This is a genomic window from Kineothrix sp. MSJ-39, assembly GCF_018917935.1.
Classification (GTDB): domain Bacteria; phylum Bacillota; class Clostridia; order Lachnospirales; family Lachnospiraceae; genus CAG-194.
Map to the genome: position 1 here is coordinate 99,170 of NZ_JAHLPN010000002.1, position 24,893 is coordinate 124,062.

The following is a 24,893-nucleotide window of genomic DNA, read 5'->3' on the forward strand; positions in this document are numbered from 1 at the left end:
CTATCTTTTACGTTTTATAATTAAATTAGCACAATATAAAACACATAAAAGAAAAATAATAGAGCCAGGAATATATTGCCTGATAAGCGATATTATCAGTGAAATAGTACAGAATACAATTCCAACAATGGCAACTGCAATCACAAGCTTGGAATTATTTAATAATTTTTTCAAAGCAATCACCTCATAGAAATGTTAATACAAAACAGGAACATCCTAGGGTAGGCAAATGTGATTGCATTCCTAGAATGTTCCTGTTTATTTTCACATTACTACCCAATCCTTAGTAGAAAATATGTCCCCCAATCTGCTGCCCGGTAAGCCCCGGGATCGGGGTACGGAAGAACAGACAGTTTCCGACCGGTGAAGCACCTGCCATGGCATCCTGCGCTGCCTGATAGCACGATTCATTTGCGCCTCGGGCAAGCACCAATGCAAAACGTCCGCTGCCGACGGGTGAAAACTGCTTCTTCTGCATGATAACTTCCAGCACAGTGGATGGGAACAGCGGACTTCTGACACGGTTCAGTACAACTGCTCCGACCGCCACTTTTCCGGTATAGCTTTCGCCGCCCGCCTCACACTCAATGATCGCAGCCATCAGATCCACATCACCGCTCGCAAACAGCACATCCGACAGATCCCTGTTGACCATCGCCTGTGACTGCAGGGACATGGCAAGTTCTTCCTTATACTGCTCCTGCAGCGTTGCGATATCGCTTTCCTTCTGTGCGATCTCCTGCTCGTAAGCCAGTGCTTCTTCTTCTTTTTCTGCGATCTGATCTAAGTACTGGCGTACATTTTCGCTTGTTTTCTTAACGTCCTCATACAATCCCGTTGTGCTGGCATTTGCTTCCTGCTGCAGCATTTCAAGTGTCTCTTTATCCTGTTTGAGTTCTTTTTCCTTCTTTGCGATTTTTACCTGTGTATCCGCATATTCCTGCAACATCTTCCGGTCATACTGGTTGATCATCTCAATATAATCAGCCTTATTGAGCAAATCCGAAAAGCTGGATGCAGAAAGGAAAACATCCAGATAAGAAGTGTTTCCCTCTTCATATAAGAACTGGATCCGCTGCTTCATTTCTTCATATCGTACCTTCTGCTGCTCCTTGGCATCTGCGATCGTTTCCTGCGCCTCGGTAATCGCATTTTGCTTCTTCTCGATGATCTCATCAATTTCCAGCAGTTTACTGTTAGCCTTCTGCAACTCTTCATTCAGATTATCCAGATAGCTTTGCAGGCTTGCCCGATCTGTCTGCAGATCCTGAATGCTGTCATTTGCCTTTTCCAGTCCGTTTTCCGCTTTCGCTTTATCACGCTGCGCCTGCTCAAGCTGCTGTCCCGCCGTTGCATAGGTATACAAAGGACGCCCGATCAAACAACCGAGCGTCAATGTTGTAAAAGCTATCCATTTTTTCCAGTTCTTACAAAATGTCATCTGCTACATCCCTTACAGATCAAGTTCTATTTTTCTGCCGGTTCTTTCATACCGGTAATATTCCACGCCTGCTGCGTCAAACATCTTTTTCGATGCGATATTCATCGGCGTTCCTTCGTATTTGTCACAGTCATACACAACCGTTCTGATCCCCGCCTGTATGATCGCTTTTGCACACTCATTACAAGGGAACAGGGAGACATACAGCTTTGTGCCTTCCAGATTTCCACCGCGATAATTAAGAATGGCATTCAGCTCGCTGTGTGTGACAAAAGGATATTTTGTTTCCAGCGCATCGCCTTCTCTGTCCCACGGGAAATCCTCATCGCTGCATCCATTTGGGAATCCGTTATATCCCATGGAAAGAATACGATTGTCTTTTCCGACAATGCAGGCTCCAACCTGTGTATTCGGATCCTTGGAGCGCATCCCCGACAACATGGAAACGCCCATAAAATATTCATCCCACGAAATGTAATCTTTTCTCTTATGATTCATAATTTATCCCATCCGTTTTCCTGGCAGATCCGCATATACAGCAGATATCATTCTGCTACGCAGACCAAATGACCGATGCCACAGATAACAATCCATACCGAAACACGCACTGCAATCTGTTTTTACCCTCGCATCGTTTATGACATGAATATCACTTACTTTGTTCCGAAAATTCTGTCTCCTGCATCACCAAGTCCCGGTACAATATAGCTGTGCTCATTCAGCTTTTCGTCCAGAGAACCAATGTAGATATCTACATCCGGATGTGCTTCCTGCATTGCTTTTACACCTTCCGGTGCAGCAATGATACACATAAAGTGGATGTTCTTACAGCCTTTATCCTTCAGCATCTGGATGGCTGCTACAGAAGAACCGCCTGTTGCCAGCATCGGATCAACTACAAACACTTCTCTCTGTGCGCAGTCTTCCGGAAGCTTACAGTAATATTCTACCGGCTTTACAGTAACAGGATCACGATACAGACCGATGTGTCCTACCTTTGCAGCTGGGATCATTTCCAGCATACCGTCTACCATGCCAAGTCCTGCACGCAGGATCGGTACTACAGCCAGTTTCTTACCTTTCAGCTCTTTTACGGTTGTCTTGCAGATCGGTGTTTCGATCTCTACATCAGCAAGCGGCAGATCTCTTGTTGCTTCATAACACATCAGCATTGCGATCTCGCTGATATTCTGTCTGAAATCCTTTGTTCCTGTTTCCTTTCTGCGGATAATACCAATCTTGTGCTGGATCAGCGGATGATCCATAACTACTACCTTACTCATACTCTTTGTCCTCCTGTGTATTGATTAATCTTCAATCTGATTGATTCTTCTCTGATGTCTTTCTTCACCCGAAAATTCTGTTTCAAGGAAGGTATCGACGATGGAAAGTGCCAGATTTGGTCCGACGATCCCTGCTCCCATTGCCAGTACATTGGCATCGTTATGCAGTCTTGTCAGCTTTGCGGAAAGTGTATCTGCGCAGAGCGCAGCACGGATTCCTTTTACTTTATTGGCTGTGATGGAAATACCGATCCCCGTTGTGCAGATCACGATTCCCTTCTCACATGTACCATCCGCTACCGCGTTAGCCACTGCTTTTCCGTAAACCGGATAATCGCAGGAGCTTTTATCGTAGCAGCCTACATCCTTTACTTCATATCCTTTTTCTTTTAAATGTGCTATCACAGCTTCCTTCAGATCAAATCCGCCATGATCACTGCCTATTGCTATCATCTGTTTCCTCCTGGTCTGCATCTATTATTTTATGACCTGCTGCCTTCAGCAGCCTGTTCATAACAGCCTGTCCGATCCCCTTATCCGAAAAGCTTTCTGTATACATGAAGTCCATTCCCTCATCATCAAACTCCCGGAGCATCCGGAAAAGATCCTTTGCGATCTGCGCAAGATCATCCCTGTTTCCCGTTACCTTAACAGAATCCGCCTGATAGGCGCTGCCATCTTCCCCTGCAGCGATCACACCGACTTTATATCCCTGCGCACGCTTTTTGTCCACTTCCTGCTGAAGCCGTTTCCTGACATGATCAGCCTGTCCGCTGATGATCGTCAGCTCACCCTTTGGTGCATAGTGTTTATATTTCATGCCAGGCGCCTTCGGCTTTGCATTTCCGCTGACGCTGAACATAGTCGGATCCTGCAAAAGCTCCGGCAAAATTTCCTGCATCATTTCATATGTCACATAACCCGGTCTGAGGATCATAGGCTTTTCACCCGTCACATCTACGATCGTCGATTCCACACCGATTCCGACCTGTCCGCCGTCCAGCAGCATTTCGATCTTTCCGTTCATATCCTCATACACATATTTCCCCAGTGTCGGAGAAGGTCTGCCTGAAGTATTGGCACTCGGTGCTGCCACAAAACCGCCCGCTGCATCAATAAAGGCAAGTGCTACTTTGTGATCCGGGAAACGCACCGCAACCGTATCCAGTCCGCCGGTCGTTTCTTTTGGCACCAGATCCGTCTTTTTGAAGATCATGGTCAATGGACCCGGCCAGAACTTTTCTGCCAGCTTTCTGGCATTTTCCGGGATCTCGGCTGCGACCTTCGGAAGATCCTCCAGCCTGCAGATATGCACGATAAGCGGATTATCACTCGGTCTGCCCTTTGCCGCATAGATTTTGCGGGAACTGTCCGGATTCAAAGCATCTCCGCCCAGGCCATAAACTGTCTCTGTCGGGAAAGCAACAAGACCGCCGTCCCTGATGATCTGGCCTGCCTGTCTGATCGCTTCTTCATTCCATGTATGCTCTAAATCTTTGATCCACTTCGTTTCCAAATGACTCATTCCTTCTCTGCCGGATGAGGGATTTTGATACCTCACCGTAATTCTGCTTTAGTATAGCACATTTCCCCCTGCTTTCAAACTATCTGCGCACACATTTACATACATTTTTGTCATTTCCGCACTAGGCTGACGGTGCTTTTTGCACACCGCTTACATATTGCATCGCAGCCATCGCAATATAAAATGCAAGCCGCTCCTGATATGCATCTGTCACCAGTTTATCCGCCTCCGCCTGATTGGACAAAAATCCACATTCTACGATGATCGTCGGAACAGTCGATTTTTTCAGCAGATAATAGGTATTGTTGCCCTTGGGCATCCGTTTATTTTCAGGATCCACACCCGCGATCAGTTCCTGCTGCATGATCCGGGCGGCTTCTTTCCCTGCTTCCGAGGTTTCATAGTAGAAGACCTGTGCACCACGCACTCCCTCCGCCGTATAGCTGTTCTGGTGGATGCTGATCGCCAGAGCCGCTCCGGACGATTCAATCAGTGCGATCCTGTTCTTCAGATCTTCCACCTTTTTACTTCCCTGATTTCCTGTATACAGCCCTTTGTCTTCATTTCTTGTCAGAATAACCTGATAACCGTTCTGCTGCAGCAGTCTTGCAAGCCGCATTGTGATCTGCAGATTGACATCTTTTTCCAGTGCACCGTTGATTCCGATCTTACCGGGGTCTTCCCCGCCATGCCCTGCATCCAGCACAATGACCGGCTGCTCACCTCTTTTTTCCTGCTGCATGGTATAGATCACTGCTGTCCTCGCCAGATAATACATAGAACACAAAAGGCAGATCGCCATGATCACAGAAATCAGCTTGTTTTGCACGTTTGCCTCCACATACTGTGTAGCTTTACTACATTCTATGCCAAGCTGCTCTGTGTTATGACTTTCTGCCTTCTTTTTATTCTGTCACGATTTCCTGAAGCGGCGCCTGCTCATCCACTGTATCTGTCTGTCCGTCTGCATCCTGCACAGCCGCTGTCTCATCTGAAACGACCGGATCTATGGCAGCTTCATTCTTGACATAATTTTCTATCAGTGTCCAGACATCCGGTGTTTCCAGTCCCAGCTTCCATTCCGCAATACCGCCGAGCTGATAAGACGACATCACCTGCAGCTTTGCTTCCAGACTCTTTGCATTTTCCAGCCAGATCTGATAGGTCACACCATCCGCTTCAAAGGTCGCATAATCCTGACAGGTCGTTTCATCCCAGGAAGCTGTCACGCCGTATTGTGCCAGATAATTAGCGGCTGCGGACATGGAAAGCGCCTCACTTGTCAGGCTTTCTCCCCATTTCCAGAGTCTTGTATAAAACGGAACCGCGTTGATCACTTTTTCCTGCGGTACGGCAGAAACCGTATCCTCGATGCCCTGCTGTACATAACCGATCGAAGCCACACTGCCTGCTTCCGCAGAACCTGCATAGTGTTCATCATATCCCATGATAACCACATAATCTACGACTGTTCCCTGTTCTTTTCTGTCATAATGCGCTGTATAACCTGTCGGTACATAATTATCGACCGAAAGCACGATCTGGTTCTTCCGACAACTGATGGAAAGCTCTCGCAAAAACTGCACATAATCATTGCCCGCACTTTCCGGAACCTGCTCAAAGTCAATGTTGATGCCATCGATCCCCATTGCCGTAACAATTCCCACAAGCTGGGAGATCAGATTTTTGCGGTTCGTCGTCGTACCAAGGATCTGTGCGATATCCACATCATTGGTAAAATTATCGATAAGTGCCCACACTTCGATCCCGCGGGCATGCATTGCGTCCACATATGCCTGACTTGCGATGGATGTAAAGTTACCGGCGTTATCATTTAAGAAGAACCACGTCGGAGAGATCGTATTGACCGCCTTCGTATTTGCCAGCAGACCGTCCACACCATCATTGGCAGCGGCATTTGTCACCTGATGCCATGCCATATTGATCTTGTAATCTTTATGGATGCTTGTATATTCCGGGATCACATAGCTGATCGGCACTTCTACTGCCTGATCCTCTGCTGCTTCCAGACGCTTATTTTCCACATAACCGATGACTGCATCCGCTGTTTCCACCTTGGACCAGTTTTCCATTTCTTCCAGAACAGTCACCTGGCTGCCTGCATCCTGCTGCTCTAAGATATCACTTTTGATACCGCCCTGATACCGGACAGCAGTCGCTTTCCGGATCACCGCGGTCTGATGCGTTACATTTTCCGTATAGATCTGCAATCTGTGTGGTGCTTCATACGTGTTGCAGACAAAATTGGAAAATCCCTCCATAAAACTGAGTGATACATATGGCACCTCATCCTGCAGCACAAAGATCGGGCATGTATGCTCCGCAGTTTCCCCTGAAACCGTATATGCCGTCGAATCAAGCGGGATCTCATACAGATCCAGTGCTGTTGTATAAAGCAGCAGTTTTTCATTCACATCATAATAAAATCTGCTGTTCAGCTGCTCCTGCACAAAAGACAGCGGCAGATAATCATTTCCATCTATATTTGCAGCCTTTTCCTCCGTTACCGCATCTGCCAGAATGATCGGAACCTGCCCTTCCTTTTCGATTCCGTAGTACTGAGACAGATCCATTGTTTCCTTGGAATAGGAATATTTCTCATACAATTTGACACCGACTGCGCCCACAATGATCAGCACCATCAAAACGACTGCGATCACAACGGGAAGTATTTTCTTTTTTTCCATCTTGTTCTCCTTTGTCTGAATCCCACATTCGGTTTTAGTATACCAAACTATACAAAATGGGACAAGTATACACATACGATTTACACAGAGGGGCTGTTTTATCTGTTACCTGTCCCATTTTTGATAGTATCTCATGGCTTATTCTTTTTTAATCCAGTCGTATCTGACCTCCTTTATACCACCGGACGCATCCATGACATAGTCTGCCATAAAATTGTCCGCATGATATCTATCCATTTCTTTCACAACGTTATTTCTTTCTGCTCCCGCAAGTGTCGACAAGCAGTCCTGCAGCTTTTGCATAACCTGAAACTGTACTTCTATCCGATCCAGCATTTGCGTGAGCTTCTGCCCCTGATCTGACATAAGCATTTGTCCTCCTGTTGCTTTCTTCTCATTCACCCGATCCCCCAAAAGGAAAATTTACTGTGATATGAATAATAATTCCAGATTTTGAATCATATTTTAAAATTGTGGTGATGATAAAGAATAGAATACTAAGAGATGACATCGGACGCGCACAAAGACATAAAAAATAAATACTGTAATATTGAATTATTTGTTTGAAAATTAATATTGGAAAATAGTTTGATAAAACACGTATGTGCTTTAAAGACAATCGATATCCGATCACGATATCAATTCCATATTGTCTGATGATGCGGATCGCATCTGAACGAAATCCTGTAAGATCGTGCCCCCTTCCCAGTGCAGACTGCTTCGGATGGCATCTCTTATTGGTACGATTATAAAAGAAGAATGTTTCTTTGACAATAGAAAAGTTAAAATTTTTATTAAATTAGTTGCCTGACAGGTAACTTCTATTGACTAAAACCGACATAAGATATAAGATACTTGTACAAAAGAAACAAGTATTTTCAGTCGTTTGAGGTCGATTTTTGAATAAAATCAGATAAGGATGTGATAATATGAAAATCGAAAAAGTAAATGACCATCAGATCAGATGTACCCTGACAGGTGCAGATCTTGCAAATAGAGAGTTAAAGATCAGCGAACTTGCCTATGGCAGCGAAAAAGCCAAAAACCTGTTCCGCGACATGATGCAGCAGGCATCTTTCGAATTTGGCTTTGAAGCGGAAGATATCCCGCTTATGATCGAGGCAATTCCGGTCAATGCGGATTGTATCGTGCTGATCATCACCAAGGTTGAAGATCCCGATGAGATCGATACCCGTTTTTCCAAGTTTTCTCCTGCACTCAGTGCAGAAGATGATACTGCAGAGGAAGATATCACAGATCGTTTTTCCGATGATGTCCTGGATCTGTTCCAGAAGATCAAAAACAGTGCCGGCACTGTTACAAATACACAGAGTGAGGAGTCAAAGGCAGCAGCACCACGTATGCTGCAGGCAAGCCTGAATCATCTTTGCACCTTCTCCCGTATCGTGAAAGATGCCTATACCGCAGAGAGTTCTTTATATAAAGACCCGGACACCATGCAGTATTGTCTGGTTCTTACAATGGGCGATATGTCACAGCAGCAATTCGGAAAAATATGTAATATTGCCTCAGAATATGGCACGATCCAGAAAGTAGAACCGGCCAGAAGCGCATATCTGCAGGAACATTTTGAAATGCTCGTTCCGGAAGATGCGGTTTGTGCGCTTGCCCAGATTTAAAACGACTGTAAATAATTGTTACTTGTAATGCGAAAAACCCGTAAGCAAATGCTTACGGGTTTTCATGTCATGAATCAACAGATTCTTTATTTTTCATTGATCGCTTTCATCAGCGCATCAATATCCATTCCATGAACCATGGCTGCTTCTTCTAATGTCTCGCCCTGTGCGGAAGGACATCCGATACAATGCATACCAGCTTCCATCAGGATCGGGATAACACTCTGATCGATTCTGATGATTTCACCGATAGTCATATCCTTTGTTATCTGTGCCATTTCTTATCCTCCTTTATCATATCATGCAATTTTTATCCTAAAATAGTATACCCTGTCTGTCGTTTTTTAGCAACGGCTCTTTATTTTTTCTTTCCGAACAATCTCACCAGTTTCAAAAACAGGTTGACAAAATCAAGATACAGCTCAAATGCACCCATCAGTGACAGGCAAAGTATATTGCTGTCATTTGCCATATACACATTTTCTTTGATCTTCTGTGAATCATAGGCTGTCAGTCCTGTAAAGATCAAAACGCCTACGATACTCAATGCAAAATCTACCATCGATCCGCGGAAGATAAATATATTGAAGACGGTTGCAAGGATCAGTCCCCACAGAGCCATCATCAAGATGTTGCCCATTTTTGTCAGGTCTTTCTTAGTGACCAGTCCGTAAACTGCCATGATCAGGAACATACCGGCTGTCAGCAGGAATACTTTTACCAGTGAGCTGCCTGTATAGATCATGCAGATGACAGATAATAGAACGCCTGTCAGATACGCATATACGGTATAAAGAACACCGGCAAGAACCGCATTGTTCTTTGAAATCGCCCAGTTGGAAACAAGTACAATACCCAGCTCACTAAACAAAAGCAGATAAAAATTGTATCCTGTCAGCATTTTGATCGCTACATACGGCGAAACCGTAAATGCTGCAAAAGCTGTGATCAGAAGTGCTGCCACCATAAACAGATAGGATTTTACAACAACCTCTTCATACATAATGCTCTTAAAATCAGCTAATGTCTTCTTCACAGGCTCTTCTGCTTCAAAGCCGCCCTGCATCATATCATAATTCTGGTCTTCCCAACCCGGAAAGCTGTTTCCCGTATTTCCCTGGTAGCTATCCTGATAGTTGTTCTGATAACCATTATACTGATTCTGATAGTTATTATCCATAAGTCCCCCTTATCCTGCCAAACGGCACTATAAAATGTAAGTTATTCTTACGCATAACTATAATATAAAATCAGTGGGATGGCAATTTATTTTTGAAGATTACATACACAAAAATACAGATAATAAAACAGGAACGGCATATAGCCGCAATCACGTTTGGCTGCCTTGCGATTTATCTTGCTCGTATTTTACCCGGCTCTGGTCGAAAAAGAGCGTTTCGATCTCGCCGCCGGGTAAACGAGCGATAAATCTCAGTCGCCTACACTACCGATTGCTTGCTATATGCTGTTCCTGTTTTTGTATCAATAACTTTCATCCAAGTCGTTTATGCTTAATAATAACGTTTTACTCCTTCGAAAATTCCAGGATCTTCTTGGCGTTTGCGACGCGATCCTCCGTTGGCGGATCTACGCCCTCGAGCTTATACGGAATGCCAAGTTCTTTCCACTTATAAGCGCCGAGTGTATGATATGGTAAAACCTCCACTTTCTTGACCGTATCCAACGTATCAATGAATTCTCTTGTTTTCTTTAAATATTCATCTTTATCTGTAATACCCGGTACAAGTACATGGCGGATCCACATCGGAATGCCCTGCTCAGATAAATATCTTGCGCAGTCCAGAATATTCTTATTTGTATGACCTGTTAATTTCTTATGCTCTTCATCATCAATATGCTTGATATCCAGCATAACCAGATCTGTATATTTAAGCAGTTCATTAAATTTAGAGAAAAACGGCTCTTCTCTTGTAAATGGTTGTCCACAGGTATCCAGTGTTGTGTTGATACCTCTTTCATGTGCTTTTCTGAACAGCTCGATCAAAAAGTCGATCTGCAGAAGTGCTTCTCCACCACTTACTGTAATACCGCCCTTATTGCCCCAGTAACTGCGGAACCGTTCCGCTTTATCTAACAGTTCGTCAGCAGTCTGCAGGTTATCCGTTTCCGGATTCCATGTATCTACATTATGGCAATACTGGCAGCGCATATTACAGCCTTTCAAAAAGATCAGGTATCGAATGCCCGGTCCATCGACTGCTCCAAATGATTCTATTGAATGTATTCTACCTTTCAGCATACATAATCCTTTCTCTGCCCCGCAGGCAGCTAACTTTTATTGTTTTTTATTACTATTTACCAAAATCGGTTTTTCATGCGTTTTATACGCGAAATTCGTTACCTCTTTCATACTCGAAATTCCTGCCAGCTTCGCTGTCAGCCGCGCTTCGCGCTTTCTAATTTCTCGTTGTACGCTCAGAAGCTATAACCTGCTGCGCAGGTTATTTAGTCGCACATTTGCTGCGCAAATATGTGACAATGCTTGATTTCGTTACCTCGCTACATATAGAACGGGATCGGGTGAATACGCCCGATCCCGTAAAGTGCATTATCTAAACTCTAAAAATCTGATTACAGACTCTTATGGCAAGTTCTTGCGATAACGTCATCCTGCTGCTCTTTTGTTAAGCTGATGAATTTAACAGCGTAACCAGATACACGGATTGTGAAGTTAGCATATTCAGGTTTTTCTGGATGTGCCTGAGCATCTAACAGTTTTTCTGTACCGAATACGTTTACATTGAGGTGATGAGCACCACGATCGAAGTATCCGTCGAGAACGCCTGCCAGAGTTGTCTTCTGCTCGTCAAGGTCATGACCAAGAGCTGAAGGAGCCATTGTCTGTGTATTAGAAATACCATCAAGAGCATATTCATAAGGAAGTTTAGCAACTGAGTTAAGAGATGCTAACAGTCCGCTCTGCTCTGCACCGTAAGATGGTGAAGCACCTGGTGCAAATGGTGTGTATGCTGCTCTACCATCCGGAAGAGCACCTGTAGCCTTACCATATACAACGTTAGATGTAATTGTAAGGATAGATGTTGTAGGCTCAGAATTTCTGTATGTGTGGTTCTTTTTGATCTTCTCCATGAAGGTCTTCAGAAGCCATACTGCAAATTCATCTGCTCTAGGATCATCGTTACCATATTTAGGGAATTCGCCTTCTGTCTGGAAGTCAACTGCACATCCCTGGTCATCACGGATAACTTTAACCTTAGCATACTTGATAGCTGACAGAGAGTCTGCTACATGAGAAAGACCAGCGATACCTGTAGCGAATGTTCTTCTTACATCTGTATCGATCAGAGCCATCTCTGCTGCTTCATAGTAGTATTTATCATGCATGTAATGGATCAGGTTCAGGATGTTTACATACAGAGCTGCACACCAGTCAAGCATGATATCGTATTTATGCATAACTTCGTCGAAATCAAGGTATTCAGAAGTAATAGGTGCGATTTCAGGACCACACTGCATATGCTTGCCTTCTTTGTCAAGATGCTTCTCATCTTTACCACCGTTGATAGCGTAAAGGAGACATTTTGCAAGGTTAGCACGTGCACCGAAGAACTGGATCTCTTTACCTGTCTGTGTAGCGGATACACAGCAGCAGATGCTGTAGTCATCGCCCCAGATTGGCTTCATAACATCATCATTCTCATACTGGATAGAAGATGTTGTAACGGAAATCTTAGAAGCATATTTCTTGAAGTTATCCGGTAATTTGCTTGAGTACAGAACTGTTAAGTTCGGCTCTGGGCTAGGTCCCATGTTTTCAAGAGTATGCAGGAAACGGTAGTCGTTCTTTGTAACCATAGAACGTCCGTCCATACCGATACCACCAACTTCCAGAGTAGCCCATACAGGGTCACCTGAGAATAACTGGTTGTAAGAAGGGATACGAGCGAACTTAACCATACGGAATTTCATTGTCATATGGTCGATCAGTTCCTGAGCTTCCTTCTCTGTTAATGTACCTTCTTCAAGGTCACGGTTGATATAAATATCAAGGAATGTAGAAATACGTCCAACTGACATTGCAGCACCGTTCTGTGTCTTGATAGCTGCAAGGTAGCCAAAGTATAACCACTGAACTGCTTCTTTAGCGTTTGTAGCAGGACCTGAAATATCATAGCCATAGATCTTAGCCATTTCTTTCATTCCCTGAAGAGCTTTGATCTGCTCAGCGATCTCTTCTCTTAAACGGATAATGTCTTCTGTCATTGTTCCGTTTCCACAGTTCTTCTTGTCTTCTTTCTTCTTCTCGATCAGGAAATCGATACCGTACAGAGCAACTCTTCTGTAGTCACCTACGATACGTCCACGTCCGTAAGTATCCGGAAGACCTGTAACGATATGTGTATGACGAGCAACTTTCATCTCATCTGTGTATGCATCAAATACAGCCTGGTTGTGAGTCTTGTGATACTCGTTGAAGATCTTGTCGAATTTAGGATTTACTTCATAACCATATGTGCTGGCTGCCTGCTGAGCCATCTTAATACCACCGTATGGCATAAATGCTCTCTTTAATGGCTTATCTGTCTGAAGACCTACGATCTGCTCAAGATCTTTCATAGACTCATCAATGTAGCCAGGGCCATAAGCTGTTAAACTTGAAACAACCTCTGTCTCACATTCCAGAACGCCGTTGTGCTCACGTTCTTCTTTCTGCAGCTCCTGAAGTCTTCCCCAAAGCTTATCTGTTGCTTCAGTAGATCCTTCCAGGAAGCTTTCATCTCCATCATATGGAGTGTAGTTTGTCTGGATAAAGTTACGTACATTGACGTCTACATCCCAATGGCCATCTTTCTTAAAGCCTCTCCATGCTTCTGCCATGAAAATATACCTCCTTCTAATTGGTAAGAATACTATAATTTAACAGCTTGGGAATGCAGTTTCCCAAACTATTTTTTACGTTAAAAGTGTACTACTTATTTGGGCAAAGTGTCAACTCTTTTGCGCAATGTATACGATTTTATACATTTTTATTCCGCACTTTTCGCTTGTCGGAAATATTCCAAAAATATCCCGGCAAATAAATGCGAATTCCTCTTGTATTTCCGTCATTTTTTTTATATAATGTGGTGTAGTTGTTATTGATATAAAAATATCAATCTCAGAAAAATGAAGTTATGAAAAGTTTCAGAAAACAAGGAGGATATCATTATGGCACGTAAGATTAATGACGGATGTGTAGCTTGTGGCGCTTGTGAAGGTGCTTGCCCGGTTGGAGCAATCAGCATGGGAGACGGCAAATTCGAAGTTGATGCATCTGTATGTATCGATTGCGGCGCTTGCGAAGGTGCTTGCCCAACAGGTTCTATCGAAGAAGCTTAATATCTGAGTGAATATGAGTGAATAAATAAGAGGACTTCCGATGGAAGTCCTCTTATTTATTATTAATATCACTAACACAATCTAATTAATCAATTTTGTCTCGTCAGAATTTGTTTCCGAAATGATGTAATGGGGGCGTTTTTGCTCTCGGTATAGTTCTTTGCAATATACTGTCCCATCCCCCACAAAGTATTCGGCAAAATAAAGGAATTTCTGCAGAACTCTTTCTATTCTATTTATTTGCATTTCATACAAATTGACATTTTCGTTCGAATTTGGGCGAAAGTATTTTTCGCTATCTTATTTATATTCATCCTTATGTGCTGTTTTGTTGTAATATGGGCGAATATTTTCCTCCAATGCGAGATCTCTCATCGTAAATCATTTATTATATGCATACTTATTTGTCCCTTCTTATCTATATGGGCGAATACATGCCAAAGTAGTTTTATTTGCTTCGTCCACTCTTACGCTTTTATCTGCTTTGGGCGAATGCGCGCCAAAGTCTTTTCATATGTTTCGTCCGCCCTTGCTCTTTTATCCGCTTCTGGGCGAATATCCGGTTATATATTTTCATATGCTTCATCCCCTTTCACTCTTTTTATCGATTTGGACGAATGTGTGCCAAGACATCCCATGCAAGGTCATACACATCTTTGCACTTTCCGTATTTGGATGAAATACCCGCCCAAATCCACACATCTACAGTAGGCTAACCCAATATAGAGTTATAAGGCGAATCTACATATATAACAGGCAGCAAAAAAGGACAGCTTATGCTGTCCTTTCGATCATTAATTATCATTCTTAATGTTCCAGGTTCGCAAATTTTGTGTAATCAGGCAGCCATGCCAGATCCACGTCACCGATCGGGCCGTTTCTCTGTTTGGCGATGATGATCGTTGCGATCCCTTTCTTTTCGCTGTCGTGGTTGTAGTAGTCGTCACGGTAAATGAACATAACGACGTCCGCATCCTGCTCGATCGCACCGGATTCACGCAGGTCGGAGAGCATCGGCGTATGATCCGGTCTCTGTTCTACCGCACGGCTCAACTGCGAAAGTGCAAGTACGGGAACATGGAGCTCACGCGCAAGTGCTTTCAGGGAACGGGAGATCTCGGAAATCTCGTTCTGGCGGGATTCTGCCCTTCCGCTGCCGCTCATGAGCTGCAGGTAGTCAATTATGATCATTTTCAGATCATGCTCTAATTTATATTTTCGACATTTGCTGCGGAGCTCGGAAATGCTGATACCCGGTGTGTCGTCGATGATCAGATTGGATTCTCCGATCACGCCTGCGCTTTCGATCAGTCTTTCCCAGTCGCTGTCGGTCAGATTACCGTTTCGGATATGCTGGCTGTCCACGCGGGACTCTAAGGAGAACAGACGGTTTACAAGCTGTTCCTTCGACATTTCCAGACTGAAGATCGCAACCGTTTCCTTCAGCTTGAATGCCACATGCTGTGCGATATTCAGAACAAACGCCGTCTTTCCCATGGAAGGACGCGCCGCAATCAGCACAAGATCGGATGGCTGCATGCCCGATGTCTTATAATCCAGATCGATAAAGCCGGTCGCAATTCCCGTTACGGTTCCGGTCGTCTTGCTCGCCTGCTCGATCTTATCCATCGCATTTAAAACGACCTGACGGATCGGTACAAAATCGCCTGTATTCCTTCTCTGCACCAGATCAAAAACACGCTTCTCCGTATCCTCTAAGATAAATTCCAGACTTTCCTTACCTGCGTAGCAGGTATTTTCGATTTCTTCATTCAGGCGGATCAGCTTGCGCAGCAGAGATTTCTCCGCAACGATGTTGGCATAATTGGCAACATTCGCACTCGTCGGAACAATGCCAAGCAGATCCTTGACAAATTCCAAACTGCTGACTTCCGGCGGAACGTCTTTTTCTTTTAATTTGTTCTGTAATGTGATCAGATCCACAGGCTGTGCGCTGTCGTGCAGCTCCACCATGGCATCAAAAATGATACCGTACTGCTTGCTGTAGAAATCATCACCGTGCAGAATTTCAGATGCCGTCACGATCGCATCCTTATCCATGATCATGGATCCGATGACGGACTGCTCTGCTTCTATACTATGTGGTAATACTCTTTTCAGAATCGCTTCTTCTGCCACAGGTAGCACCTCCTACTGTTAAGCCTCCACTACCTGTACATGTAAAACTGCCGTTACCTGCGGATGCAGCTTTACCTTTACTTCGTAGGTACCGAAATTCTTGATGGCATCCGGCAGGATCAGTTTCTTTTTATCCAGATCCTTTTTGTACTGGTCTGCGTATGCTTTTGCAATTTCCTTGCTGGAAACGGAACCGAATGCTTTTCCGTTCTCTCCCGCTTTCATCTTCACAACAACCTTCTGCTCAGCCAGCTCCTTGCCAAATTCCTGCGCTGCCTCCAGATTTTCTGCTGCTACTTTTTCTTCATGCTTTTTCTGCAGCTTTAAGTTGTTCCTATTGTCTGCCGTTGCTTCAATGCCCAGCTTTTTCTTAAACAGGAAGTTCTTTGCATAGCCATCGCTTGCTTCAATGATCTCTCCCTTTTTTCCAATGGATTTTACATCCTCTAATAAAATAACCTTCATGGTATCTCATCCTTTCCGTTGTATGTTAGATTTCACCGGACTCCTTCATTTCTTTCAAGGTATCCTTGATACGCTCACACGCCATTTCAATGCTGGTGTCTTTTAGTTGTGCACCGGCAACATTCATATGACCGCCGCCGCCTAATTTCTCCATAACGATCTGTACATTGACTTCGTCGATAGAACGCGCTGAAATGTAGATCATCTGGTTATATTGTGTCAGGACAAAGCTGGCTTTGATGCCCTTGATGTTCAACAGTTCATTTGCCGCTTGCGCACAAACAACCGTCGGTGCACTTGTATTTTCTCCGTGACAGACGGAAATGGCATATTCATCCATGTAGATCTTTGCCTGTCCGACTGCATCCGCCTTTGCCCGGTAATCGTTGGCATCCTCACGGAACATCTTTCTGACACGCGTCACATCCGCTCCGCTCCGGCGCAGGAATGCTGCGGCTTCAAATGTACGGACACCCGCCTTTGCCACGAAATTATTCGTATCGATCACAATACCTGCATACAGGCAGTCTGCCTCCACGCCTTTTACCTTAATGCCGTCACCGACATACTGCAGGATCTCCGCAACCATTTCACATGCAGAGGAAGCATACGGCTCTACATAAGAAAGCGTTGCATTTTCCACAACCTCTTCTCCCTGTCTGTGGTGATCGAGTACGACAACACTGCGGCAATATTTCAGAAGATCCGGGCATTCTGTGATGCTCGGCTTATTGACATCCACAATAACAAGGACGGTATTGTTATCCGCCATTTCGATCGCCTGGGTATTTGTGATAATGGCATCTTCCTCATGATCCAGACGGCTCTTAAAGGACTCTACCCACGGCTTGATCGTATTGTTCGTCGTATTCAGGACAATATGGGCATTTCTGCCAAGTGTCTTGGCGATCCGGTAAATACCGACCGCTGCACCAAAGCTATCCACGTCGGTATTGGCATGTCCCATGACAAGCACCTTGTCCTTGGTGGTGATGATTTCCTTGAGGGCAAGCGCTTTGACTCTTGCCTTCACTCTTGTATTCTTCTCCATCTGCTGGCTCTTACCGCCGAAGTAAGAAACACCTTCCGGCGTTTTGATGACAACCTGATCGCCGCCACGGCCGAGTGCCAGATCAATGGAAGTTCTTGCAAATTCGTAATTCTGCCCATAAGAAAGTCCGTCAGAACCGATTCCCATACTGAGTGTGACAGACATATCGTTACCGATGTTGACCGTCTTGACATCTTCCAGCAGGTCAAAGCGGTTTTCTTTCAGCCTTTTCAGCGATTGCTTCCGGATAATGACGAAAAATTTATCCTTTTCCATCTTCTTTACAATACCGTCATAGGCTGCAAAGTATTTATTGAGCTTTCGCTCGATCAGCGCCGTCAAGAGGGATCGTCTGACTTCCTCGACGCTCTCTAAGGCTTCTTCATAGTTATCAATGTATAAAAGTCCGACACAAAGGGACTGATTATCATTCTCACGCAGCGCGATCTTCAGCGCAGTTTCATCAAACAGATAGAGAACGACCATAAAGCCTTCATATCTGCCTTCGGATTCAAAGATATCGCTGTTTTCCACCATTTCGGCCAGTGGGATCTTACGCATCTTTGCGGTGAATTCGCGTTCCTCATAGGTGAAGGAAAGCTCTGTCAGTTCATTGTTTTCTTTAGGCAGCTTTTCCTTTGTGATACAGGAAAATAAGGAATGAATATCTCTGTTGTAGCCCTTTGGCTTATGCACCGTTTCTTCAAAGGTGCGGTTCGTCCAGATCACCTTGCCGTTTTCGTCCAAAAGTGCGGTAGGAACTTCAAAATCCCGCAAAAGCCGTTTCTGGATCTGCCCATATTGTGTGGCAAAGCTGACCAGCTCATTCATCAGGATCGATTTATTGAAATTCATCATGATCAGAGACATGATCAGATAAAAAAGCACAAAACCGGATAGTACGACACCTGCTTTGATATCCAGTGTATAGATCCAGATATCAACAACCGCCAGCAAAATACCCAACAGCATCGACAGTTGCAGATAGGTTTGCAGTTTTCCCTTTAGTTTTAATTTATGCTTCATAGTAGTTCCTCTTTGTTTTTCTTATACGCCACTATATTATACCTTTAAAATACAATACGGTCAATCTTTTGGAGCTCTTCCTCCGTAAAGGCATGACGCTTGATCTTTGTCGTATTTTCGATGATCTGCGCCGGGCTGGATGCGCCGATCAGGACAGAGGTCAGTGCATCATCCTTGAGGATCCAGTTCAGTGCCATCTGTGCCAGACTTTCTCCCCTCTCGCGTGCCATATCATTTAAAGCGGAGATCTTCTGCAGCATTTCCGGTGTCAGGCTTGAGGCGGTCAGATACGGGCTGTTTTTCTGGATACGGCTTCCCTGTGGGATCCCATGCAGGTATTTATCGGTCAGAAGTCCCTGTGCAAGCGGGCTGAACGCAATAATGCCCAGCCCCAGCTTTGGTGCTGTTTCTTTGAGTCCGTTCTTTTCGATCGTCCGGTCGAGAATGGAATATTTATTCTGGTTGATGATAAACGGGCAGTGCATCTCGGTCAGGAGCTGCTCTGCTTTTTTCAGTTGTACGCCGTCATAATTGGAAATGCCCACATATAATGCCTTCCCGCTTTTTACGATATCGGCAAGTGCACCCATGGTTTCTTCCAGCGGTGTTTCCGGATCCGGTCTGTGATGATAAAAAATATCAACATAAGAAAGTCCCATACGCAGAAGGCTCTGGTCGATGCTTGCCATCAGATATTTTCTGCTGCCACCGTCGCCGTAAGGGCCTTCCCACATATCATAGCCGGCTTTTGTGCTGATGATCATTTCATCTCTGTAGACGCCGAGCGAATGTTTTAAGATTGTACCGAAATTACGCTCCGCGCTTCCGTATTCCGGACCATAATTATTGGCAAGGTCAAAATGCGTGATGCCCAGATCAAAAGCGGTTTCACACATCTTTCTGCTGTTTTCATAGTTGTCGTAAGAGCCAAAATTGTGCCACAGTCCCAGCGATACTGCCGGAAGCTTCAGACCGCTCCTGCCACATCTTTTGTATTCCATTTCCTGATATCTGTTTTTATCTGCCTGATATGCCATTATTTTTACCTCCAATGTCATGAACCGTCAGGTTCATGATGTAGCCTCGCCCATCACCGCAGGTGATTTTCATGGGCGATGGTTCCCAAAATGTCATGAACCGTCAGGTTCATGATGTAGCCTCGCCCATCACCGCAGGTGATTTTCATGGGCGATGGTTCCCGAAATGTCATGAAACTATTTGTCCTAATAATTCTTCCACCTGTTCTTTTGTACCAAAGCCCTCCGAAAAAGCACTGGCACTGCCCGCGCACAAGCCTTCCAGAAAAGCCGTTTTATAATCTTCCGCCTGCAGATAGCCATGCAGAAAGCCTGCCACCATGGAATCTCCCGCGCCCACAGAACTTTCTACCTTTCCTTCTGGCGGTCTGCTGTCAAAGATCCTGCCATCTGCCGCTACGCAGACAGCCCCTTCTCCCGCAAGCGATACGAGCACATTTTCCGCACCCATTTCCTGCAGCCTCTTCGCAAATCCTGCCACCTGACTGCGCTCTGTGATTTCTGTTTTAAAGATTTCTTCCAGTTCTCTCTGGTTGGGCTTTATGAGAAACGGATGCAAAGGAAGCGTCTCTTTGAGCGTTTCTCCCGTTGCATCCACTATAAAATGCACACCTCGTCCCTGCAGGTGCTGCATGATCTGTCTGTAGCTGTCGCGTGGCATGCCCGGCAATAAGCTGCCCGATAAAACCACGTAATCTGCCGCCGAAAGTGCTTCCAGCTTCCGATAAAACGCCCGCAAAGCCGCTTCCTCCGCCTGCGGCCCCGTTGCATTGACCTCGGTTTCCTGTCCGGCAGACAATTTGACATTGATCCTTGTATTCCCGTTTTGTAAAAAAAGCAGTTCCTGTTTCAGTCCCGCAGCAGTCAGCTGCCTGCAAAGTTCTTCTCCCGTAAAGCCGCCTGCAAAGCCCAGAATCGTGCTTTCTGTTCCCAGATTATGTAACATCTTCGATACATTGATCCCTTTTCCGCCTGCCACAAGCCGTTCTGCCGCAGAGCGGTTTGTTTCTCCCGCCTGCAATACGGGCAGGGAAAGCAGGTAATCCAGAGAGGGATTCATCGTCACTGTATAGATCATTTTATTCCTCCATCATTAGAACCATCGCCCATAAAAATCACCTTCGGTGATGGGGCGAGGCTGCATCATGAATCTGCCGATTCATGACATTAAAGGCATTCCGCTCTCTTTTGACCGGATATCCATTTTGATCCGGCAATCGGCAAGATGCTCATAGTTTGCTTCCAGCCGGTATGCAACATCCAGACTGATGTGATCTTCCTCTTCCGAGATCTCCACGCTGTCTGTATCGATCCCGATCATAATATCACCGTACGGCGTCGCATAACAGGTATTGTGTTTCTTTTCTTCCTCAAATGCCATATTGACATTGACAGCGCCCTTCTTCTGCACATGAAGTGCACCGTCCTTGAATTTGATCATATTTCTGACCTTTTGATCAAATCCTTCGATCACTTCATCATAAAACACATAGGAATAGCCGTTTTTCTGATAAAAATTTCCTTTGCTGATCACTTCGATCTGCTCCGGTTTTTCTTCTCCCATCTGGAGCCCCGAAACAGAGATCAAAACATCTTTTGTCATTTATCTTCTCCTGTCAGACGGCTTCTTTCCACAAAAATAAAATCCATATCTGATCTTCTCTTCCGGGAAGACCGTATGAAGTGTATCAAGATCCATCTGCTCTAACATTTCCACTGTATAGGTTGTTTTCTGCGCATATGCAGGATCGATCCTGTAGCATCTGCCCATGACCATGCTGTTATCCTCGTATAAAAGGCTGAAAAAGAATGCCAGCCCGAACAGCATGGAAAGTGCTCCGTACATAATCGTTTCCATCCACATTTTTTTCATGTTTTCCACTCCCTTCTTTTGGGAGTATCAACAGATTTTTACCACTTTATTCCGTAAAATGCAAATGTTTTCGGATCGTATGCAACTGATTTTCTATATGCTGCGTGATCTCCGCCACTGCACGCTCCTCGTCCCGCGCTGCAATGCTCTCATAGATCCGCCTGTGTTCCTCGATCAGCAGTGCATGATAGGCACTGTCCTTGATGTATTCAAATCGGTAACGGTACATCTGCTCTGACAGCGTATTGATCATCTGCTGCAGACGTTCATTTCCCGTTGCACGCACGATCACATCATGCAGTTTGACATCTGCCTTTGTAATTGCTGTAGCTTCCCCGGTCTTTGTCGCCAGCACAAAATCATCACATGCCTTTTTCAGATCAGCGATCTGCTCATCCGTGATCCTCTGGCAGGCAAGTCTTACCGCGAGCGAGTCCAGACAGGTACGCACTTCCAGTACATCCTTCAGATTCTTTTCCGAGATCTTGGCAACCTCCGCCCCGCGGCGCGGGATCATGGTCACAAGTCCCTCCAGCTCCAGCTTACGGATTGCTTCCCGGATCGGCGTACGGCTGACACCGAGTTTATCCGCCAGATGGATCTCCATCAGCCGTTCGCCCGGTTTCAGTTCTCCCGTCAGAATGCTCTGTCTGAGTGTCTTAAACACCACTTCCCTCAGTGGTAAAAATTCGTCCATGTTTTCCTGCATGAAATCCTTCATCAACCTTCTCCATTTTCAAATGTCGTCACAAAAAGCTGTTTCGCAAGTGCTGCTTTTTCCAGTGCTTTGCAGGCAGTCTGTGCCTGCTCCTTTGTATCAAAAATACCAAATACGCTTGGCCCGCTTCCGCTCATCAGTGCTGCCCGTGCTCCCTCTTTCAGCAAAATATCCTCGATCTGCCCGATCACCGGATATTCCTTTGCCGTCACAAGCTCCAGCACATTTCCGAGCCTTTCACAGAGGGCATTTAAATCCTTCTGTTCCAGTGCGTGTATCATGCCCTCCACATCCGGGTGCGGATAAGAAGGCAGGCTGTCAAGTGCTCGATATACAACAGGCGTTGACACGTTGATATCCGGCTTTGCGACAACCAGATATGCCTGCGGCGGCGATGCGACCTCCGTCAGTTTTTCTCCGATGCCCTGAGCATGGGCAGTTTTCCCAAGCACACAATATGGCACATCTGCGCCGATCCTGACGCTTTCCTCTTGCAGCTGTTCCTTTTGAAGCCCCAGTCCCAGAAGCTCATTGACGCCCAGAAGTGTGGCTGCAGCGTCTGTACTGCCGCCTGCCATGCCTGCTGCCACGGGGATCCTTTTTTCTAAATGAATTGTCACACCGTCTTTGTTTCCTGTCAGCTCCCTTAGCAGCAGAACTGCCTTATATATAAGGTTGTCTTCTCCTAACGGAAGCTGTCCGTCGTTTGTTGTCAGGACGATCTGCTCATCCTCTCTTTTTGTAAACGTCAGTGTGTCATGTATGCCAACATTCTGCATGACCATACTGACCTCATGATATCCGTTTGGCAGTCTGCCTGTGACATCCAGCACCAGATTGATCTTGGCATATGCCTTTTTTGTGATTTGCTCCATAGTTTGCGTTCCTCGCCTTATTGAAACTATTCAGCACCATTCTCTGAATAGTTTCATCAGATTGTATCAATATCAGTACAATTTACTATATACCGAAAAACGCAAAAAAGCAACCGGATATACACCGCCTGCTTTTTGCGCCATCTGTCTGCTGATGGAAATTGCTATCTTTCTTTTACGAGAAGCAGCTTTTCGCCACCTTTTAATGTATCGGTTGTCAGTCCGTTGAGTTCTTTGATCCGGGCAACGGGCATATAATATTTCTTTCCGATCTGCCACAGACTGTCTTCCGGCTTTGCCACATAAACCGCAATACCGGGAAGTGCCCTGAATTTTTCTTTATCCAGCGGCAGAACCTCCACATCTCTGACAAGCTGCATCGTATACGGTTCCAGAAGGACTGCTGCCACATCGATCGTCATGCGGATTTCGATCTCCTGTCCGTCCAGCATCGTGACACTCAGTTGTTCCAAAGCAACCTGCAGGTTCACCTCACAGTCTTTGGCATCAGCCTTGGCTTCCAGCAGATAGCTGAATGGGATATCATCTTCAAATGCTGCATAAGGCATTCTGTCATCACTTGTCACATACAGCGATTTGATATGCACAGTCCCTTCCACTTCGATCCCGTTTTCCTGCACAGAAGTACTATCCGTATAGACTTCTCCTTCACTGTGGATCAGCTGCAGAATTGCTCCCGTGTGCTCTATCTTTCTCTTTTCCGTCACACGGCATTTGCCGCTGTTGCGCAGCAGCATATGACGGAAGTTTCCGTCCCTGACATCTGCCTGCACCTCATTGCGTGTGCCATATACATCCTCAATAACGGAGATCTGCTGCTGTTCATACAGCTTGATACACAGATCCAGTACAAGCTCCATGGAAAAGCAACGTTCTTCCCCGTCCAGATCCGGTCTGACCTCCGCCTCACGGCTTGCGATCGTATAGCGGATATCGGGGATCATCATTTCCCTGCTGCCCTGACAGTCGATCGTTCCGGAGAACGGAAGCGTTGTTTCATAATACTGATGATCGCCGTCCTGCATGCTTTCATACAAAAGGAAAACAGACAGTTCACCGCTGATCGCGATCTTTTCCTCCATAGGGCGCATATCAACGGAAGCGATCCGGATACTCTGCCAGATCACATGATAGAAGTTAGGCATACTTGCAGGCAGCTCCAGATCCTGTCTGATCCGGTAAATATCCCGCTTGCAGACTGCCAGCGAGGTAATGTCCATCTGTTTTTTATGAAACTCGATCCCTTCCGCATCCATCAGGTCGACCGCCGCTTCTTCATCATAGAGCTGATCCGACTGGAGCGTCAGCGTGATCATGCTTCTGGCACTGATCTTGCGGGAATTGATCATGGTAACGGAAAGGTCCTCGATCTTCCATGTCACATCGACCGTATCGTTTTGCTGTATGCCCTCCAGATACACATTTTCTTCAAAGCTCAGCTTTCCTGTTGTTCTGGCAAGCCTTTCCTCTTCGTCCTCGGACAGATACAGCACTGTCACCAGAAGCTGCCCTTTCACCAGCACATGATCATTTGTCACAACCGTATCGGTCAGATTCAGTGTCCCTTCCCGAAATATGATTTTATCCAGATCAGGATTATCCTGCGGCAGATTCATATCATCTTCCAGCGTCATCTGACTGACAGCCCGGCATTTTACCATATCCATATGAATGTTATTATGTATGATATCCATAAAAAAACCTCCCAGCGCATACATCACTTTGTTTAT

At 45.3% G+C, this 24,893-nt stretch carries 24 protein-coding genes; 2 read left to right on the forward strand and 22 right to left on the reverse strand.

Annotated elements, in window-relative coordinates; all coding sequences use genetic code 11:
- Positions 1-283: 283 nt before the first annotated feature.
- From KQI22_RS02070 to KQI22_RS02105, 8 genes are all read right to left on the reverse strand, one after another.
- Positions 284-1,441 carry a cell wall hydrolase gene (locus tag KQI22_RS02070; protein WP_216550423.1) on the reverse strand — a complete coding sequence of 386 codons (1,158 nt, stop codon included), beginning with the start codon at positions 1,439-1,441 and terminating at the stop codon, positions 284-286.
- A 12-nt stretch (positions 1,442-1,453) separates the two neighbouring features.
- Complete coding sequence (locus tag KQI22_RS02075) at positions 1,454-1,939, reverse strand: deoxycytidylate deaminase (RefSeq protein WP_216550424.1); 486 nt, start codon at positions 1,937-1,939, stop codon at positions 1,454-1,456.
- Between the two features lie 155 nt (positions 1,940-2,094).
- Positions 2,095-2,724, reverse strand: a complete 630-nt coding sequence (upp, locus tag KQI22_RS02080) for a uracil phosphoribosyltransferase (RefSeq protein ID WP_216550425.1) — start codon at positions 2,722-2,724, stop codon at positions 2,095-2,097.
- Between the two features lie 24 nt (positions 2,725-2,748).
- Complete coding sequence (gene rpiB / locus KQI22_RS02085) at positions 2,749-3,177, reverse strand: ribose 5-phosphate isomerase B (RefSeq protein ID WP_216550426.1); 429 nt, start codon at positions 3,175-3,177, stop codon at positions 2,749-2,751.
- Positions 3,158-4,240 (reverse strand): L-threonylcarbamoyladenylate synthase, encoded by a 1,083-nt coding sequence (locus KQI22_RS02090; RefSeq protein ID WP_305854754.1) that lies wholly within the window; start codon positions 4,238-4,240, stop codon positions 3,158-3,160. Before KQI22_RS02090 ends, rpiB begins: the two co-directional genes overlap by 20 nt.
- A gap of 130 nt (positions 4,241-4,370) precedes the next feature.
- Positions 4,371-5,078, reverse strand: coding sequence for an N-acetylmuramoyl-L-alanine amidase (locus KQI22_RS02095; protein ID WP_330623228.1), 708 nt, complete (start codon positions 5,076-5,078; stop codon positions 4,371-4,373).
- A gap of 76 nt (positions 5,079-5,154) precedes the next feature.
- Positions 5,155-6,957: a glycosyl hydrolase family 18 protein gene (locus tag KQI22_RS02100; protein WP_216550428.1), complete on the reverse strand. Its 1,803-nt coding sequence runs from the start codon at positions 6,955-6,957 to the stop codon at positions 5,155-5,157.
- 138 nt (positions 6,958-7,095) lie between these two features.
- The gene (locus KQI22_RS02105) at positions 7,096-7,323 is read right to left on the reverse strand and encodes a hypothetical protein (RefSeq protein WP_216550429.1); all 228 of its coding nucleotides are present in this window, start codon (positions 7,321-7,323) and stop codon (positions 7,096-7,098) included.
- Positions 7,324-7,886: 563 nt separating this feature from the next.
- Here KQI22_RS02105 and KQI22_RS02110 point away from each other — a divergent pair.
- Positions 7,887-8,597, forward strand: coding sequence for an adaptor protein MecA (locus KQI22_RS02110; protein ID WP_216550430.1), 711 nt, complete (start codon positions 7,887-7,889; stop codon positions 8,595-8,597).
- 86 nt (positions 8,598-8,683) lie between these two features.
- Here KQI22_RS02110 and KQI22_RS02115 read toward each other — a convergent pair whose 3' ends face one another.
- The 4 genes from KQI22_RS02115 to pflB all read right to left on the reverse strand — a co-directional run bounded on the left by KQI22_RS02115 (position 8,684) and on the right by pflB (position 13,457).
- Positions 8,684-8,875, reverse strand: a complete 192-nt coding sequence (locus KQI22_RS02115; RefSeq protein WP_216550431.1) for a DUF1858 domain-containing protein — start codon at positions 8,873-8,875, stop codon at positions 8,684-8,686.
- Between the two features lie 80 nt (positions 8,876-8,955).
- Entirely contained in the window at positions 8,956-9,777 is an 822-nt protein-coding gene (locus KQI22_RS02120; RefSeq protein ID WP_216550432.1) for a Bax inhibitor-1/YccA family protein, read from the reverse strand.
- A gap of 345 nt (positions 9,778-10,122) precedes the next feature.
- Positions 10,123-10,857 (reverse strand): pyruvate formate-lyase-activating protein, encoded by a 735-nt coding sequence (gene pflA / locus KQI22_RS02125; RefSeq protein ID WP_216550433.1) that lies wholly within the window; start codon positions 10,855-10,857, stop codon positions 10,123-10,125.
- Positions 10,858-11,189: 332 nt separating this feature from the next.
- Positions 11,190-13,457 (reverse strand): formate C-acetyltransferase, encoded by a 2,268-nt coding sequence (pflB, locus tag KQI22_RS02130; protein WP_216550434.1) that lies wholly within the window; start codon positions 13,455-13,457, stop codon positions 11,190-11,192.
- Positions 13,458-13,787: 330 nt separating this feature from the next.
- On the opposite strand from pflB, the gene KQI22_RS02135 reads away from it, so the two are divergent.
- Positions 13,788-13,958: a DUF362 domain-containing protein gene (locus KQI22_RS02135; protein WP_216550435.1), complete on the forward strand. Its 171-nt coding sequence runs from the start codon at positions 13,788-13,790 to the stop codon at positions 13,956-13,958.
- A gap of 807 nt (positions 13,959-14,765) precedes the next feature.
- Here the strand turns inward: KQI22_RS02135 and dnaB are convergent.
- The 10 genes from dnaB to KQI22_RS02185 form a co-directional block, all read right to left on the reverse strand.
- Positions 14,766-16,097 (reverse strand): replicative DNA helicase, encoded by a 1,332-nt coding sequence (gene dnaB / locus KQI22_RS02140; protein WP_022004856.1) that lies wholly within the window; start codon positions 16,095-16,097, stop codon positions 14,766-14,768.
- 18 nt (positions 16,098-16,115) lie between these two features.
- Positions 16,116-16,562: a 50S ribosomal protein L9 gene (rplI, locus tag KQI22_RS02145; RefSeq protein WP_216550436.1), complete on the reverse strand. Its 447-nt coding sequence runs from the start codon at positions 16,560-16,562 to the stop codon at positions 16,116-16,118.
- A gap of 25 nt (positions 16,563-16,587) precedes the next feature.
- A complete protein-coding gene (locus KQI22_RS02150; protein ID WP_216550437.1) occupies positions 16,588-18,639 on the reverse strand; it encodes a DHH family phosphoesterase in 2,052 nt (683 codons plus the stop codon).
- A gap of 44 nt (positions 18,640-18,683) precedes the next feature.
- Positions 18,684-19,676 (reverse strand): aldo/keto reductase, encoded by a 993-nt coding sequence (locus tag KQI22_RS02155; RefSeq protein WP_216550438.1) that lies wholly within the window; start codon positions 19,674-19,676, stop codon positions 18,684-18,686.
- A 169-nt stretch (positions 19,677-19,845) separates the two neighbouring features.
- Complete coding sequence (gene pfkB / locus KQI22_RS02160; RefSeq protein WP_216550439.1) at positions 19,846-20,754, reverse strand: 1-phosphofructokinase; 909 nt, start codon at positions 20,752-20,754, stop codon at positions 19,846-19,848.
- Positions 20,755-20,835: 81 nt separating this feature from the next.
- A complete protein-coding gene (locus tag KQI22_RS02165; protein ID WP_216550440.1) occupies positions 20,836-21,279 on the reverse strand; it encodes a DUF1934 domain-containing protein in 444 nt (147 codons plus the stop codon).
- Positions 21,280-21,549 (reverse strand): hypothetical protein, encoded by a 270-nt coding sequence (locus KQI22_RS02170; protein WP_216550441.1) that lies wholly within the window; start codon positions 21,547-21,549, stop codon positions 21,280-21,282. It abuts the gene before it with no gap.
- A gap of 46 nt (positions 21,550-21,595) precedes the next feature.
- On the reverse strand, positions 21,596-22,270 hold the full coding sequence (locus KQI22_RS02175) for a GntR family transcriptional regulator (protein WP_216550442.1): 675 nt from the start codon (positions 22,268-22,270) through the stop codon (positions 21,596-21,598).
- Entirely contained in the window at positions 22,270-23,142 is an 873-nt protein-coding gene (gene ispE / locus KQI22_RS02180; RefSeq protein WP_216550443.1) for a 4-(cytidine 5'-diphospho)-2-C-methyl-D-erythritol kinase, read from the reverse strand. Before ispE ends, KQI22_RS02175 begins: the two co-directional genes overlap by 1 nt.
- A 164-nt stretch (positions 23,143-23,306) precedes the next feature.
- Positions 23,307-24,857, reverse strand: a complete 1,551-nt coding sequence (locus KQI22_RS02185; RefSeq protein ID WP_216550444.1) for a DUF3794 and LysM peptidoglycan-binding domain-containing protein — start codon at positions 24,855-24,857, stop codon at positions 23,307-23,309.
- Between the last annotated feature and the right edge of the window lie 36 nt (positions 24,858-24,893).

Bases quoted from the DNA above. Each gene is read 5' to 3' on its own strand.
- KQI22_RS02120 (WP_216550432.1), bottom strand. From the start codon at position 9,777: ATGGATAATAACTATCAGAATCAGTATAATGGTTATCAGAACAACTAT.
- KQI22_RS02155 (WP_216550438.1), bottom strand. From the start codon at position 19,676: ATGGCATATCAGGCAGATAAAAACAGATATCAGGAAATGGAATACAAA.
- KQI22_RS02075 (WP_216550424.1), bottom strand. From the start codon at position 1,939: ATGAATCATAAGAGAAAAGATTACATTTCGTGGGATGAATATTTTATG.
- KQI22_RS02150 (WP_216550437.1), bottom strand. From the start codon at position 18,639: ATGAAGCATAAATTAAAACTAAAGGGAAAACTGCAAACCTATCTGCAA.
- rpiB (WP_216550426.1), bottom strand. From the start codon at position 3,177: ATGATAGCAATAGGCAGTGATCATGGCGGATTTGATCTGAAGGAAGCT.
- pfkB (WP_216550439.1), bottom strand. From the start codon at position 20,754: ATGATCTATACAGTGACGATGAATCCCTCTCTGGATTACCTGCTTTCC.
- KQI22_RS02165 (WP_216550440.1), bottom strand. From the start codon at position 21,279: ATGACAAAAGATGTTTTGATCTCTGTTTCGGGGCTCCAGATGGGAGAA.
- KQI22_RS02135 (WP_216550435.1), top strand. From the start codon at position 13,788: ATGGCACGTAAGATTAATGACGGATGTGTAGCTTGTGGCGCTTGTGAA.
- KQI22_RS02185 (WP_216550444.1), bottom strand. From the start codon at position 24,857: ATGGATATCATACATAATAACATTCATATGGATATGGTAAAATGCCGG.
- KQI22_RS02070 (WP_216550423.1), bottom strand. From the start codon at position 1,441: ATGACATTTTGTAAGAACTGGAAAAAATGGATAGCTTTTACAACATTG.
- KQI22_RS02105 (WP_216550429.1), bottom strand. From the start codon at position 7,323: ATGTCAGATCAGGGGCAGAAGCTCACGCAAATGCTGGATCGGATAGAA.
- ispE (WP_216550443.1), bottom strand. From the start codon at position 23,142: ATGGAGCAAATCACAAAAAAGGCATATGCCAAGATCAATCTGGTGCTG.
- pflB (WP_216550434.1), bottom strand. From the start codon at position 13,457: ATGGCAGAAGCATGGAGAGGCTTTAAGAAAGATGGCCATTGGGATGTA.
- KQI22_RS02100 (WP_216550428.1), bottom strand. From the start codon at position 6,957: ATGGAAAAAAAGAAAATACTTCCCGTTGTGATCGCAGTCGTTTTGATG.
- KQI22_RS02110 (WP_216550430.1), top strand. From the start codon at position 7,887: ATGAAAATCGAAAAAGTAAATGACCATCAGATCAGATGTACCCTGACA.
- upp (WP_216550425.1), bottom strand. From the start codon at position 2,724: ATGAGTAAGGTAGTAGTTATGGATCATCCGCTGATCCAGCACAAGATT.
- KQI22_RS02175 (WP_216550442.1), bottom strand. From the start codon at position 22,270: ATGAAGGATTTCATGCAGGAAAACATGGACGAATTTTTACCACTGAGG.
- rplI (WP_216550436.1), bottom strand. From the start codon at position 16,562: ATGAAGGTTATTTTATTAGAGGATGTAAAATCCATTGGAAAAAAGGGA.
- KQI22_RS02170 (WP_216550441.1), bottom strand. From the start codon at position 21,549: ATGAAAAAAATGTGGATGGAAACGATTATGTACGGAGCACTTTCCATG.
- KQI22_RS02115 (WP_216550431.1), bottom strand. From the start codon at position 8,875: ATGGCACAGATAACAAAGGATATGACTATCGGTGAAATCATCAGAATC.
- pflA (WP_216550433.1), bottom strand. From the start codon at position 10,857: ATGCTGAAAGGTAGAATACATTCAATAGAATCATTTGGAGCAGTCGAT.